General features: G+C 71.9%; 14 protein-coding genes and 1 tRNA gene. 11 read left to right on the forward strand and 4 right to left on the reverse strand.

The window, feature by feature from the left end; all coding sequences use genetic code 11:
- Positions 1 to 150 precede the first annotated feature (150 nt).
- Positions 151 to 1,608, forward strand: coding sequence for an aminopeptidase P family protein (locus AFM16_RS19485; RefSeq protein WP_078634095.1), 1,458 nt, complete (start codon positions 151 to 153; stop codon positions 1,606 to 1,608).
- 197 nt (positions 1,609 to 1,805) lie between these two features.
- Here the strand turns inward: AFM16_RS19485 and AFM16_RS19490 are convergent, their stop codons facing one another.
- Positions 1,806 to 2,255 carry an ATP-binding protein gene (locus tag AFM16_RS19490; RefSeq protein WP_030794831.1) on the reverse strand — a complete coding sequence of 150 codons (450 nt, stop codon included), beginning with the start codon at positions 2,253 to 2,255 and terminating at the stop codon, positions 1,806 to 1,808.
- Positions 2,256 to 2,519: 264 nt separating this feature from the next.
- Between AFM16_RS19490 and AFM16_RS19495 the strand changes: the two genes are divergently transcribed.
- From AFM16_RS19495 to AFM16_RS19540, 10 genes are all read left to right on the forward strand, one after another.
- Positions 2,520 to 3,458 (forward strand): hypothetical protein, encoded by a 939-nt coding sequence (locus tag AFM16_RS19495; RefSeq protein WP_078634096.1) that lies wholly within the window; start codon positions 2,520 to 2,522, stop codon positions 3,456 to 3,458.
- A 127-nt stretch (positions 3,459 to 3,585) separates the two neighbouring features.
- Entirely contained in the window at positions 3,586 to 4,347 is a 762-nt protein-coding gene (locus tag AFM16_RS19500) for a YcnI family copper-binding membrane protein (RefSeq protein WP_030794835.1), read from the forward strand.
- A gap of 144 nt (positions 4,348 to 4,491) precedes the next feature.
- Entirely contained in the window at positions 4,492 to 5,160 is a 669-nt protein-coding gene (locus AFM16_RS19505; RefSeq protein WP_030794837.1) for an SCO family protein, read from the forward strand.
- Between the two features lie 14 nt (positions 5,161 to 5,174).
- Positions 5,175 to 5,612, forward strand: a complete 438-nt coding sequence (locus AFM16_RS19510) for a copper chaperone PCu(A)C (RefSeq protein ID WP_078634097.1) — start codon at positions 5,175 to 5,177, stop codon at positions 5,610 to 5,612.
- Positions 5,613 to 5,625: 13 nt separating this feature from the next.
- A complete protein-coding gene (locus AFM16_RS19515) occupies positions 5,626 to 7,575 on the forward strand; it encodes a copper resistance CopC/CopD family protein (RefSeq protein WP_078634098.1) in 1,950 nt (649 codons plus the stop codon).
- Between the two features lie 7 nt (positions 7,576 to 7,582).
- Positions 7,583 to 8,881, forward strand: a complete 1,299-nt coding sequence (gene efeB, locus AFM16_RS19520) for an iron uptake transporter deferrochelatase/peroxidase subunit (protein WP_078634099.1) — start codon at positions 7,583 to 7,585, stop codon at positions 8,879 to 8,881.
- 122 nt (positions 8,882 to 9,003) lie between these two features.
- The gene (gene pheA / locus AFM16_RS19525; protein ID WP_030794846.1) at positions 9,004 to 9,936 is read left to right on the forward strand and encodes a prephenate dehydratase; all 933 of its coding nucleotides are present in this window, start codon (positions 9,004 to 9,006) and stop codon (positions 9,934 to 9,936) included.
- A 574-nt stretch (positions 9,937 to 10,510) separates the two neighbouring features.
- Positions 10,511 to 11,788 (forward strand): serine--tRNA ligase, encoded by a 1,278-nt coding sequence (gene serS / locus AFM16_RS19530; protein ID WP_037876494.1) that lies wholly within the window; start codon positions 10,511 to 10,513, stop codon positions 11,786 to 11,788.
- The gene (locus tag AFM16_RS19535; RefSeq protein ID WP_078634100.1) at positions 11,785 to 12,582 is read left to right on the forward strand and encodes an HAD family hydrolase; all 798 of its coding nucleotides are present in this window, start codon (positions 11,785 to 11,787) and stop codon (positions 12,580 to 12,582) included. Before serS ends, AFM16_RS19535 begins: the two co-directional genes overlap by 4 nt.
- Before the next feature lie 45 nt (positions 12,583 to 12,627).
- Positions 12,628 to 13,044: a hypothetical protein gene (locus AFM16_RS19540; RefSeq protein ID WP_030794855.1), complete on the forward strand. Its 417-nt coding sequence runs from the start codon at positions 12,628 to 12,630 to the stop codon at positions 13,042 to 13,044.
- 32 nt (positions 13,045 to 13,076) lie between these two features.
- Here the strand turns inward: AFM16_RS19540 and AFM16_RS19545 are convergent.
- The 3 genes from AFM16_RS19545 to AFM16_RS19555 form a co-directional block, all read right to left on the reverse strand.
- Positions 13,077 to 13,163: transfer RNA gene (locus AFM16_RS19545), tRNA-Ser, on the reverse strand.
- Between the two features lie 234 nt (positions 13,164 to 13,397).
- Entirely contained in the window at positions 13,398 to 13,649 is a 252-nt protein-coding gene (locus AFM16_RS19550) for an SGM_3592 family protein (protein ID WP_078634101.1), read from the reverse strand.
- A gap of 111 nt (positions 13,650 to 13,760) precedes the next feature.
- Positions 13,761 to 14,480, reverse strand: coding sequence for an ABC transporter permease subunit (locus tag AFM16_RS19555; RefSeq protein WP_030794861.1), 720 nt, complete (start codon positions 14,478 to 14,480; stop codon positions 13,761 to 13,763).
- Positions 14,481 to 14,488 lie beyond the last annotated feature (8 nt).

The following is a 14,488-nucleotide window of genomic DNA, read 5'->3' on the forward strand; positions in this document are numbered from 1 at the left end:
TCTGTCGCGACTCGTCGTGTCCTGTCGTGACCCGTCGCGACCGAACGTGGTCGTCCGGTGACCGGTCGGTGACAGCAGCTTCCCCCCTGGACCCCCTTACGTACGACCGTACGATGGAGGGGGTCCAGTGCCGTATCGAGGAGGAAGACCGTGGCCGACGAGCTCACCCCGGAGACCCCGGAAGAGTCTGAAGAGCCGATCAAGCAGCGCAAGAACGGCCTGTACCCGGGCGTCTCCGACGAGCTGGCCGAGAACATGAAGTCCGGCTGGGCCGACACCGAGCTGCGGGACCTGGAGCCGATCGCCCAGGCCACCGAGACCGCCGCCCGCCGGGCCGCGCTCTCCGCGCGCTTCCCGGGCGAGCGGCTGGTGATCCCCGCGGGCAACCTCAAGACCCGTTCGAACGACACGGAGTACGCCTTCCGCGCCTCCGTCGAGTACGCGTACCTCACCGGCAACCAGACCGAGGACGGCGTCCTGGTGCTGGAGCCCAAGGGCGAGGGTCACGACGCGACGATCTATCTGCTGCCGCGCTCCGACCGGGAGAACGGCGAGTTCTGGCTCAGCGGCCAGGGCGAGCTGTGGGTCGGCCGCCGCCACTCCCTCACCGAGGCCGCGAAGCTGTACGGCCTGCCCGCCTCCGACGTGCGCGAGCTGGCCGCCGCCCTGCGCGAGGCCACCGGGCCGGTCCGGGTCGTGCGCGGTCACGACGCCGGCATCGAGGCCGCCCTGACCGACAAGGTCACCGCCGAACGCGACGAGGAGCTGCGGGTCTTCCTCTCCGAGGCCCGGCTCGTCAAGGACGACTTCGAGATCGGCGAGCTGCAGAAGGCCGTCGACTCCACGGTCCGCGGCTTCGAGGACGTCGTGCGCGTGCTCGACAAGGCGCAGGCCACCTCCGAGCGCTACATCGAGGGCACGTTCTTCCTGCGCGCCCGGGTGGAGGGCAACGACGTCGGCTACGGCACCATCGCCGCCGCCGGACCGCACGCCTGCACCCTGCACTGGGTGCGCAACGACGGCCCGGTCCGCGCGGGCGACCTGCTCCTGCTGGACGCGGGCGTCGAGACGCACACGTACTACACCGCCGACGTCACCCGCACCCTGCCGGTCGACGGCCGCTTCACGGACATCCAGCGCAAAATCTACGACGCGGTGTACGACGCCCAGGAGGCCGGCATCGCGGCCGTCCAGCCGGGCGCCAAGTACCGCGACTTCCACGACGCGGCCCAGCGCGTGCTGGCCGAGCGGCTCGTCGAGTGGGGCCTGGTCGAGGGGCCGGTGGAGCGGGTCCTGGAGCTGGGCCTCCAGCGCCGCTGGACGCTGCACGGCACGGGTCACATGCTCGGCATGGACGTCCACGACTGCGCCGCCGCGCGCGTGGAGTCGTACGTCGACGGCACCCTGGAGCCGGGCGTGGTCCTCACCGTCGAACCGGGCCTGTACTTCCAGGCCGACGACCTGACCGTGCCGGAGGAGTACCGCGGCATTGGCGTCCGCATCGAGGACGACATCCTCGTCACGACGGACGGCAACCGAAACCTCTCGGCGGCCCTGCCGCGCCGCTCGGACGAGGTCGAGACGTGGATGGCGTCCCTGACGGCCTGAGCCACATGCACACGGGAACGGCCGGGCACCCGAACGTCGGTGCCCGGCCGTTCGCGTGTCTGCGCGGGTGGGGGGGGGTCGTCAAGGCAGCGCGTCCACGAACAGCGCACCCGCCAACTCGCCGTACCGGAATCGGCGGACGCCGCCTGGTAGCCGGCGACGGCGGGACCGCCGGCCGCGACCGTGCCGACGCGGCGTCAGACCGCCATCAGCGGGGCGTCCTTGCGCCACTTGAGGATCTTGTCGAAGCTCACCACGGCCCCGGCGCGCCCCGGCTTGTTGCCGATGTGGACATGGTCCGCCAGTTCCTGGATGAGGTGCAGACCGCGGCCGTCCTCCGCGTACACGGACGCCACCGCGCGGCTGGGGCGCTCGCCGAGGAAGCCGGGACCGGAGTCGGCGACCTCGATACGACACTTCTCGCCGTCGAGGTAGGCGGTGACCCGGTACGCCTCCGACCCGCCGCCGTGCCCGCGGTTCCCGCCGTGCTCGACGGCGTTGGCGCACGCCTCGCTGAGGGCGACGGAGAGGTCGTAGCTGACGTCCGGGTCGACGCCGGCCGTCTCCATGGTGCCGAGGAGCAGACGACGGGCGAGCGGAACACTCGCGGCTTCACGCCGCAGATGGAGTGACCACCAGATGCTCATGCTCCAGCCTCCTGGCTGCGGCTCGACATACCGATACGTATTGCCGCTACGACACCTCCGTAAGCGCGAATTCCACGTGATGCGGCCCATATGGGGGATGTGGTGAAGGCGGGAATCGGTGTATGTGAGGCGCACGGGGCATCAGTCGTACCAGTCGTCCCAGAAGCGGATCATAGGGTGATCTTTCCCATCTCACCGGGGCATGCGGAATCTTGCGGACCTGCCGTATGACGGCCGCGCGGCCAGTGCGATGATGAGCCCGCCATGAGTGCCCCCCACTCGCGCGCGGCGCGCCTTCGAGACGAGCGCCCCGGCGGCGCGCGTTCCGAAGCCGGCCCCCGGCTGCTGCGGGCCGCGGTGTTCGCCGCGGTCTGTGTCGTGCTGGCCGCGGCCGGGCACACCATGGCCGCCTGCACCGCCGTTCCGCTGTGGACGCTCGGCGCGGGATTCCTGGGCGTGCTCGCGGTGGTGGTGCCGCTCGCCGGGCGCGAGCGCTCGCTGCCGTACGTCGCCACACTGCTCGCCGTCGGACAGGGCGTGCTGCACACCCTGTTCGGGCTCGGGCAGCACACCGCCGCGGCGGCCACGACGACGGCCACGGGCCTCACGGACGCCGAACTGGTGGCGCGGGCCGCCCGGCTGGTCTGCGGGGCCGCGGCCGCGGCGATCACCCCCGCCCGGGCCCAGCAACTGCTGATCGACGCCCGGCTCTACCCGGGCGGGACGGGTGGCACCGGCGGCACGGGCGCGACGGGCGGCATGGGTTCCATGCAGGGTTCCATGCACCACGCGGCCGACGCCCTGCCGACCGCCGTCGTCGGCGGCGGCTCGGGGCTGTCGTCGATGGCGCCGCTGTCGTTCCTGCCGTCGCCGCATCTGCTGCCGTCCCTGCCCATGCTGCTCTGCCATCTCCTCGCGGCCCTCGCCGCCGGCTGGCTGCTGCGGCGCGGGGACGCCTCCCTGCGGCGGCTGATCGACCTGTCGGCGCACGGCGTCGCCGAGGGGGCGTGCGTACGGTCCCTGCGCGCGGCGCTGGCGCTGGTGCGCGCGCTGCTGGCCGGGCTGCCCGCCACGCCCGCGGCGGCCCCCCGCCCGCCGCGCACCACGCCGCTCGCACCGGCCGAGCCGCGCACCACGGCACTCCAGCACTCGGTGATCAGACGCGGCCCGCCGGCCGCCGGGGCTCTCGTCCTCGCTGCCTGACACGACGCGACCGGCACTCCACCGACTCGGGGGGACGGGGCGCTGTCGTACGGCACGCGCGCGTGCGTGGTGCTCCGCGCACGTCTGTCACCGTCGCCACCTCATCCTGAGTGGAGTGCTCACCGTCATGAAGACCTCTCGTATCGCCGCCGCCACCGTCGTCGCCGGTCTCGCCGTCCTCGGCGTGGCCTCGCCCGCCCTCGCGCACGTGTCCGTCCAGCCGGAGGGCACGGCCGCCAAGGGCGGTTACGCCGTCGTCGACTTCAAGGTGCCCAACGAGCGCGACAACGCCTCGACCACCAAGCTCGAAGTGACCTTCCCGACCGACCACCCGCTGGCCTCGGCCATGCCGGAGCCGATCGACGGCTGGAAGATCCAGGTCACCAAGGCCACCCTCGACAAGCCGATCGAGCTGCACGGCAAGCAGATCTCCGAGGCCGTCTCCAAGATCACCTGGACCGCGACCGGCAAGGGCGTCGAGCCGGGCTTCTTCCAGAAGTTCCCGGTGTCCGTCGGCACGCTCCCGGAGGACACCGACGAGCTCGTCTTCAAGGCGATCCAGACGTACTCCAACAAGGAGGTCGTGCGCTGGATCGAGGTCCAGGAGGACGGCGCGGAGGAGCCGGAGAACCCGGCTCCCGTGCTCGCCCTGTCCGCCGCCTCCGAGGACGGCCACCACGGCGCGGGCGCCGACAAGGCGTCCGACGACTCCCACGGGTCCGAGGAGAAGGACGACGCCAAGGCGGCCGCCGCGACCACCGAGGCCGCGGACGCCGACAGCAGCGACACCACGGCCCGGGTCCTCGGCGTGGTCGGCATCGTCGTCGGCGCCGCGGGCGTCGGCTACGGCGTGCTGGCCGGACGCCGCCGGACGACGACCGACGCCTGATCCGGGGCCCGGGCGGGCGGCGCCGGCGGCTGACCGCCGGCGCCCGGCCCGGCTCGACTCGTCCACGGTGCGTGCCGGGGGCGTACTGCACGTCCGTACGCCCCCCGGCGCCCGCCGGAGTTCATACATCTGGGACATTTCTCTATGCGCACCAAGACGTTCGCCGCGGCGGCGCTGCTCGCCGCCGCCACCCTGACCCTCTCCGCCTGCGGCACCGACGGCGGGGACGGCGACAACAGCGCCGTCGCCGTGGTCGACCCCGAGTCGGCGAAGACCGCCGCGTCCTCGCACGTGACCGTGCTGGACCAGCCGTTCGCCAAGCCCGACCTCGTGCTCACCGACACCGAGGGCAAGAGCTACGACCTCCGTGAGCGGACCAAGGGCCATCCGACCCTGGTCTACTTCGGCTACACCAACTGCCCCGACGTCTGCCCGCTGACGATGAACAACATCGCCGTCGCCAAGAAGCAGCTCCCGAAGGCGGAGCAGGACGCGCTGCGGATCGTGTTCGTCACCACCGACCCCGAGCGGGACACCCCGGCCGCGCTCGGCACCTGGCTCAAGGGCATCGACCCCGAGGCCGTCGGCCTGTCCGGCGACTTCGCCACCATCCAGACCGCCGCGCGCGCCCTCGGCATCTCCGTCGAGGCACCGCACAAGGACAAGAACGGCAAGACGGTCTCCACCCACGGCACCCAGGTCGTCGCCTTCTCGCCGAAGACCGACGCCGGCTACCTGCTCTACAACGACGAGGCCACCGTCGACGAGTACACCAAGGACCTGCCCAGGATCATCAAGGGACAGAACCCGTGAGGCTCCTGGCACCCATGGCCCTGGCGGCGGCGCTGCTGCTGACGGGCTGCGGCACGGGCTCGGACCCGGACTCCGGGGCCGCGAAGCTGTCGGTGCGCTCCGCCTACATACCGCAGCCGGTCTCCGACACCATGGCCGCCGGCTTCCTCACCATCGTCAACGAGGGCGGGGCGAAGGACGAGCTGACGTCCGTCACCAGCACCGCCGCGGGCAGCGTCACCCTCCATGAGACCGTCGGCTCGTCGATGCGGGAGGTCGACTCCCTCGACGTCCCCGCGCACGGCAGCCTGGAGTTCAGGAGCGGCGGCAGCCATCTGATGTTCGAGCAGCTCCGGCGCAAGCCCGTGGAGGGGGAGACGGTGACCGTCGAACTGCACTTCGCCGCGTCCGGCCCGCTGAAGGTCGACATCCCGGTGGAGTCCGCCGTGTACACCCCCAAGACCGGCCACTGAGGGAGGGACCACCGTGAGGCAGACCATCGCCCCCCGCGTCCGGATGTTCGTGCTGCTGTTGCTGGCGGTCACCGGCGCCCTGCTGGCCGCCGCCGGGCCGGCCTCCGCGCACGCCGCGCTGACCGGCAGCGACCCCGCGCAGGGGGTGGTGGTCGACAAGGCTCCCACGCAGGTGACGCTGACCTTCTCCGAGACCGTCTCCCTGAACGACGACTCGCTGCGCGTCCTCGACCCCAAGGGCACCCGGGTCGACGACGGCAGACCGGGCAACGTCAGCGGCACCTCCTACGCCGTCCGGCTGCACTCCGGGCTGCCCGACGGCACGTACACCGTGACCTACCAGGTGGTGTCGGCCGACAGCCATCCGGTCGCCGGCGCCTACACCTTCTCCATCGGCGCACCCTCCGAGACCAGCGTCTCGGCGTCGGCCCGGAAGGCCGGCGGCGGGGTCGTCGGCTGGCTGTACGGCTTCGGGCGGTACGCCTCGTACGCCGGGTTCATCGTGCTGACCGGTGCCGCCGCCTTCGTGCTGGCCTGCTGGCAGCGCGGGACCGGGGTGCGGGCGGTGCAGCGGCTCGTCGTCTCCGGCTGGGTCACGATCACCGCGGCCACCCTGTTCCTGCTGCTCCTGCGCGGCTCCTACACGAGTTCCGGGAAGGTCGGGGACGTCTTCGACCTGGAGCTGCTCGGCCAGGTCCTCCAGACCAAGACCGGCGCCGCGCTGGTCTCCCGGCTGATGCTGCTCGCCGCCGCCGCGCTGTTCATCGCCGTGCTCTTCGGCGCCTACGACAAGCGGGAGGCCGAGGAGAAGCGGGACCTGACCTTCGGGCTCGCGATCGGCGGGACCGTGGTGGCCACCGGGCTCGCCGCGAGCTGGGCCATGGCCGAGCACGCCTCCACGGGCATCCAGCCGGGCCTCGCCATGCCGGTCGACATCCTGCATCTGCTGGCCGCCGCCGGCTGGCTGGGCGGGCTCACCGCGCTGCTCGTCGCCCTGTACCGGGCACCGGCGGACCGGCCCGTCGAGGCGGCCGCCGTCCACCGCTTCTCCCAGGTCGCCTTCGGCAGCGTGGTCGCCCTGGTCGCCACCGGCGTCTACCAGTCCTGGCGCCAGCTCGGCTCCTGGTCCGCCTTCACCGACACCCGCTACGGACAGCTCCTCCTCGCCAAGATCGCCCTGGTCGCCCTGCTCGTCGGCCTCGCGTGGATCTCCCGCCGGTGGACCGCGCGGCTCGCGGACACGACGGCGAAGGGGACGGCGAAGGCGTCGGCGGCGCGGTCCAGTGCCGCGAAGAAGCAGCACGTGGCGGCGGCATCGGCCGGGGCCGCCGGGAGCGGCAAGGCGCCCGCGGACGGCGCCAAGCAGGACACCCAGCGGGCCGCCCAGCTCGCCCGGCAGCGGGCCGCCGTCGAGTCGGCGCGGCAGAAGCGGCTGCGGGACGGCGACCCGAACCGCTTCGGGCTGCGCCGCTCGGTGCTCGCCGAGGCCGGTGTCGCCGTCGTCCTGCTCGCCGTCACCACCGCGCTGACCTCGACCGAGCCGGGCCGTACGGAACAGGACGCCGCCAAGGCCGCCGCGGCCTCGTCCTCGTCGTCCTCCTCCGCGACGGGCAACGCCTCCGGGGCCCTGACTCTGGACATGACCTTCGACACCGGTGGCACCGACGGCAAGGGGGTCGTCAGCGTGGACCTCAACCCGGCCCGCGTCGGCGCCAACGAGATGCATGTCTACGTCACCCGGCCCAACGGCCGTGCCTTCGACGTCCCCGAGGTGAAGGTCGCCTTCACCCTGGAGGCCAAGGACATCGGGCCGCTGCCCGTCGTGCCCGACCACATCACCACCGGCCACTGGTCGGCGAACGGAGTGCAGATCCCGCTGGCCGGCGAGTGGAAGATCGCCGTCACCGTGCGGACCTCCGACGTCGACCAGGTGACCGTCTCCAAGAACGCGCAGATCGGCTGACCGCACCATGCCCGACCAGTCCCTCCCCGAGGTCCGTACACCCGAGGCCGCCCGCACCGCGCCGCCGTCCCCCGAGCCGTCCTCCCCCGAGGGCTTCACCCGGCGCAGGCTGCTCGGGACCGCCGGGGCCACCGGGCTGGTCCTCGGGGCGGCGGGCGCGGCGGGCGGTTATGCCGCCGCACCCGCGCAGGCGACGCCGCTGTCCTCGATCGGGGCCGGGAAGGCGATGTTCCACGTGAAACATCAGCCGGGCATCACCCAGGGCCTCCAGGCGCGCGGTCATCTCATCGCCTTCGACCTCGCGGCCGGTGCGGGCCGCAAGGAGGCGGCCGCGCTGCTGCGCCGCTGGTCGGAGACGGCCCGTCGGCTGATGGCGGGCGAGGCTGCCCCGCACGACGACACGGACATCGCCCGGGACGCCGGACCGTCCTCGCTGACCGTCACCTTCGGCTTCGGCCACAGCTTCTTCGCCCGCACCGGGCTGGAGAAGCAGCGCCCGGTCGCCCTGGACCCGCTGCCCGACTTCTCCTCGGACCAGCTCGACACGTCCCGCAGCAACGGCGATCTGTGGGTGCAGATCGGCGCCGACGACGCCCTGGTCGCCTTCCACGCCCTGCGCGCGATCCAGAAGGACGCGGGCAGCGCGGCGAAGGTCCGCTGGCAGATGAACGGCTTCAACCGCACCCCGGGCGCCACCGCCCACCCCATGACGGCCCGCAATCTGATGGGCCAGGTCGACGGCACCCGTAACCCCAAGCCCGCCGAGTCCGACTTCGAGCGGCGGATCTTCGTCCCCGAGTCCGGCACGAAGGACCCCGCCTGGATGGCGAACGGCTCCTATGCCGTCGTACGGCGGATCCGGATGCTCCTCGACGACTGGGAGAAGCTGTCGACCGATGCGCAGGAGCAGGTCATCGGGCGCCGCAAGGCCGACGGGGCGCCGCTGACCGGGGGCGACGAGACCACCGAGATGGACCTGGAGAAGACGGACGCGAACGGCGATCTGGTCGTCCCGCTCAACGCGCACGCCCGGATCACCCGCCCCGACCAGAACGGCGGCGCGGCCATGCTGCGGCGGCCCTTCTCCTTCCACGACGGCATCGACCCGGACGGCACCCCGGACGCGGGGCTGCTCTTCGTGTGCTGGCAGGCGGATCCGCTGCGCGGTTTCGTCACCGTGCAGCGCAAGCTGGACCGCGGTGACGCCCTCTCGGCGTTCGTCCGCCATGAGTCCAGCGGCCTGTACGCGGTGCCGGGCGGGGCGGCGGAGGGCGGGTACGTCGGGCAGGCGCTGCTGGAGGGGTGAGGCCCCCACGCGAAGGCCCCGCACGGTCCCGGAAGTCCCCGGAAGGCCGAGTGAATGCCCACAGAGCCCCCGAAGGCCCTTGAAGGCCCATGAAGGCCCACGGCGGCCATTAGGGTGAGGTCATGCCAGCGAGCTACGCGTATCTCGGTCCCGAGGGCACCTTCACGGAGGTCGCCCTGCGCACGCTTCCGGAGACGGCCACCCGGCAGTTGATCCCGTACGTCTCCGTGCAGTCGGCGCTGGACGCGGTGCGCACGGGCGAGGCCGAGGCGGCGTTCGTGCCGATCGAGAACTCCGTCGAGGGCGGGATCACCACCACCCTGGACGAGCTGGTCGCGGGCGCCCCGCTGATGATCTACCGCGAGGTGCTGCTGTCGATCACCTTCGCGCTGCTGGTCAGGCCCGGTACCGCGCTGTCGGACATCAAGACCGTGTCGGCGCATCCGGCCGCCCAGCCGCAGGTCCGCAACTGGCTGAAGGCGAACCTCCCGGACGCCGTGTGGGAGTCGGCCGCCTCGAACGCCGACGCCGCCCGCCTGGTCCAGGAGGGCCGCTACGACGCCGCCTTCGCGGGCGAGTTCGCGGCCGCCCGGTACGGTCTGACGGCCCTGGAGACCGGGATCCACGACGCGGAGAACGCCCAGACCCGGTTCGTCCTGGTGGGCCGCCCCGCCCGGCCCGCGGCGCCGACCGGCGCGGACAAGACGTCCGTCGTGCTGTGGCAGCGCGACGACCATCCCGGTGGGCTGCGCGATCTGCTGGGCGAGTTCGCCACCCGCGGCATCAACCTGATGGTGCTCCAGTCCCGTCCGACCGGCGCCGGGATCGGCAACTACTGCTTCTGCATCGACGCCGAGGGCCATATCTCCGACCGCAGGGTCGCGGACGCGCTGATGAGCCTGAAGCGGATCTGCCGCGATGTCCGCTTCCTCGGCTCGTACCCGCGTGCGGACGCGACCGCGGCGGACGTGCCGGCTCCGCTGCCGGGGACCTCGGACGCCGCGTTCACCACGGCCGCGGACTGGGTGGCGCGCTGCCAGGACGGCCGGTTCTAGCCCTGCCCCGCCGCCGGGTTCCGGCTGGTCCTACCTGCATATCTTCGTTATCCACAGAAGTTATCCACAGGACGGCTTCTCGACCTGGGGACAAGTCGACAACGAAGCATGATTCAGTCGACAAATCGGCCTACAGCCCCTCAGGGCGTCCCGCCACCCGTACGCCACCCTTCGCCCACCTGTTCCCTCCCGTTTCCTTCGAACAATCCTTTAGGGCGACCCTTTTGCACCCGAAAGTGGAGACGAGAGGCGTTTGGGCAAGGAATTCATCACCCCGGGGACCCGCTACGGAATGATCAATTCCAGTGTCCACAGATGATGCGCACACCCTGTGGATAACTCTTCCCGGGCGCCGATTCCTGTGGACAACCGGGCCGCCAAATCCCGGTGCCCGCAAGGAAATCAGGTCAACCCGGCGCCCGGGACCTGCCCCGTCCCAGGGAGTGAGACGCGTTTTATTGACACGCTCGGCAATTCCCTCACAACGCAACGTAAGCCGCGATTCGGAACACGCGGCGCGCGGTTCGGAATAGTCGGTCGTGACCCGCAACTGCGCACCGGTAGCCTTGAGCACGTGATTGACCTTCGCCTGCTCCGTGAGGACCCCGACCGTGTGCGCGCGTCCCAGCGCGCCCGTGGAGAGGACGTCGCGCTCGTCGACGCTCTCCTGTCTGCCGACGAGCGGCGCAGGTCGTCCGGCGTCCGCTTCGACGAGCTGCGCGCCGAGCAGAAGTCGCTCGGCAAGCTGATCCCCAAGGCGTCCCCCGAGGAGAAGGCCGAGCTGCTCAAGCGGGCCGAACAGCTCAAGGCCGACGTCAAGGCCGCCGACGCCGAGAGCGACGCGGCCGACGCCGAGACCCAGGAGCTGCTGCTCCGCCTCGGCAACCTCGTCCACCCGGACGTGCCGGTGGGCGGCGAGGAGGACTTCGTCACCCTGGAGACGCACGGCACGATCCGCGACTTCGGCGCCGAGGGCTTCGAGCCCAAGGACCACCTGGAGCTGGGCCAGCTCCTCGGCGCGATCGACGTCGAGCGCGGCGCGAAGGTCTCCGGCTCCCGCTTCTACTTCCTCACCGGTGTCGGCGCCCTGCTGGAGCTGGCCCTGGTCAACGCGGCGATCGCGCAGGCCACCGCGGCCGGCTTCACCCCGATGCTGACCCCGGCGCTGGTCCGCCCGCAGTCGATGGCCGGCACCGGCTTCCTCGGCCAGGCCGCGCAGGACGTCTACCACCTCGACAAGGACGACCTGTACCTGGTCGGCACCTCCGAGGTCCCCCTCGCCGCGTACCACATGGACGAGATCATCGACGCCGATCGCCTGCCGCTGCGCTACGCCGGCTTCTCGCCGTGCTTCCGCCGCGAGGCCGGCTCGCACGGCAAGGACACCAAGGGCATCTTCCGCGTCCACCAGTTCGACAAGGTGGAGATGTTCTCCTACGTCACCCCCGAGGACTCGGAGGCGGAGCACCAGCGCCTGCTGGCCTGGGAGAAGCAGTGGCTGGCCTCGCTGGAGCTGCCGTTCCGCGTGATCGACGTCGCCACCGGTGACCTCGGCGCCTCGGCCGCCCGCAAGTTCGACTGCGAGGCGTGGATCCCGACCCAGGGCAAGTACCGCGAGCTGACCTCGACCTCGGACTGCACCGAGTTCCAGTCCCGCCGGCTGTCGATCCGCTACCGCGAGGGCAAGCAGGTCCGCCCGCTGGCCACGCTCAACGGCACCCTGTGCGCCGTACCGCGCACCATCGTCGCCATTCTGGAGAACCACCAGCAGGCCGACGGTTCGGTGTACGTGCCCGAGGTGCTGCGCCCGTACCTCGGCGGCCGGGAGGTCCTGGAGCCGGTGTCCCGGTGAGCTTCCCCTACGGGCTCGTCGCCACCGATCTCGACGGAACCCTGCTGCGCTCCGACGAGTCGGTCTCCGCGCGCACCCGTGACGCGCTCGCCGCGGCCACCGCGGCGGGCGCCGCGCACATCGTCGTCACCGGCCGCGGGGTCCCGTGGACCCGGCACATCCTCGACGACCTCGGCTACGGGGGCCTCGCCGTCTGCGGCCAGGGCGCCCAGGTGTACGACGCCGGCGAGCACCGTCTGCTGACGTCGGTGACCCTGGACCGCCAGTTGGCCGGGGTGGCCCTCGCCAAGATCGAGGCGGAGGTCGGCCCGCTGCATCTGGCGGCGAGCCGGGACGGCCTGGACGGCGAGGTGCTGGTGGGGCCGGGGTACGCGATCACCGGCAGGCTGCCCGCGACCCCGTTCACGGACGCCTCCGACCTGTGGACCGCCCCGCTGAACAAGATCTACATACAGCATCCGGAGCTGTCGGACGACGAGCTGGCCGAGGCCGCCCGCCGGGCCGCGGGCGGTTTCGTGACGGTCGCGATGGCCGGCGCGGGCATCGTGGAGCTGCTTCCGCTGGGCCTGTCCAAGGCCACGGGCCTCTCCCTGGCGGCCCGCCGGCTGGGTCTCAAGGCCGCGGACACGATCGCCTTCGGTGACATGCCGAACGACGTCCCGATGTTCGCCTGGTCCTCCCACGGCGTGGCCATGGCCAACGCCCACGAGGAGCTGAAGTCCGTGGCGAACGAGGTGACCGCCTCCAACGAGGACGACGGCATCGCGGTCGTCCTGGAGCGGCTGCTCGGCTGATCCCGCCCATGGGCGGGATGTGGCGCGCTGTTAGATTCGTCGGCCATGCGATCACGCGAGTACGACCTGGACTTCCGCGAACGCGCCGGCCGGACCCGCGCCTGGGGCATCGGCCTGCTGTCGCTGGCCGCGCTGCTGTGGGCCTGGTGCGCGGTGCTGCTGCTGACGCCGTACGAGGCGGAGCGCCATGACGACGACCGCTATCCGGCCGAGTGCGAGTCCCGGCTGCTGACGGAGTACGGCACCGCCAACGAGGGGGTGCGGCACGGCGACTACTGCGCGAACGAACGCGACTGGCCCGAGGCGCTGGCCGTCCTCGGGCTGTCGGTACCGGTCTCGGTCGTGGGTGTGGCGCTCTTCACGACGGGCACCCTGTCGCGCCGGATGAGCGCACACGCGGAGGCCATGCGGGAACTGGACAGGATCGCCGACGCGCAGGCCGCCAGAAGCGCGACCGCGTGAGTCGTCGACTGCTCGTAGGGTGACGTGACGTGCGGAGGATGCACGGATCGAACGTGCGCGGGGGCGGACCCCCGACCGCGGTTCAGCAAACCGGTGCCTTGCCACTCGGCCAATCCTCCGGGTGGGCGGCCCACGCGAGAGCGACATCGCGTGCTCGAAGCGGCCGCCCCGGGCAACTCATGTGCGCGGACTCCTCGGAGGGGTAACTACTCCGGAGTCCGCCGCCGGCTGCCCTGTCGGGAGCCGGACGTACTGCCGTGCATGGGCATCGTCCCGCTCCTCTCCCGGTCTGTGGGGACATCAACCAGTCTGCCCGGCGGACGAGTTGGGCGCCACCGAATAAAACAGATGTGCTACTTGCGGCGCCGTCCGCGGCGGCGGGCCTTGCTGAAGAACCAGCCGGCGGGCGGCTCGTCGGAGCGCCAGGGCTGGGGCTCGGGCTCCCGTCCGCGCCAGCGGGCGGCGAGCATCCGGGCGCGGGCGGACGGCTCGGACGTCCCGGCGGCCCGGACGAAGTCCTCGTCCAGGACGGGGACGTCCCAGCTCTCCTCGCCCTCGGACGGTCCGTGACCGCCGTCGGCGCCGGCCGTGGTGTCGTCCGCCATCCCGTCCTCCTGGCCCGTGTCCGCCCGGTTTCCGTTCCGCCCAGTGTGGCCGGGGGGAGGTGAAGCCGCCGTCAAGAGCGAGGGCGGCGCCACCTCCCGGCCGGGTTCCGGCTACTCCTCGCCGGCGAGCGTCAGCGCGCGCAGCTTCTGTCCGGCGTACCAGGTGGCCAGGACGGTCACCGCGACCAGGAACACCGTGGCCGTGGTCAGGCCGACGTCCGAGGTGACGAGGTCCCCGCCGGCGACCTTGTGGGCGACGGCCAGCGACCACTGCTGGACGCTGAGCGTGCGCGCCCCGGGCACCAGGGAGCCGAACAGGGCCTCCCAGACCAGCGCGTAGACGAGCCCGAACACCACCGCGTGCCGCGAGACCGTGCCCAGCAGCAGGAACAGCGCCGCGTAGGCGATCGAGGAGACCAGGGCCGCGACCGTGTAGGCCACGGCGATCTGCTGGCCGTTGCCGTTGAGGATGAAGCCGGCGATCAGCGTCGGCAGGGCCGAGAAGACCATGGTGACCGCTATGGCCACGATCAGCTTGGTGAAGATGATCGTGGGCCGCTTCACCGGCTTGGACAGCAGATAGACCACCGAGCCGTCGTCGATCTCGGGGCCGATCGCGCCGGTGCCGGCGATGACACCGATGATCGGCACCATCGTGGCGAGCGCGAGCCCGCCGAGCAGGTCGGCGGCGGTCTGGTCGTCGGCGCCGGCCAGGGCGCGCACCACCAGCGAGATCGCGATGAGCAGCAGGGGCAGGGCGCCCAGGATGAGGGCCCGGCGGCGGCCGAGCAGGGCCCGGTAGGTGAGCCGGGCGACTGTGGGGTCGTACATCTTTCGGC

The organism is Streptomyces antibioticus (assembly GCF_002019855.1).
GTDB lineage: Bacteria > Actinomycetota > Actinomycetes > Streptomycetales > Streptomycetaceae > Streptomyces > Streptomyces antibioticus_B.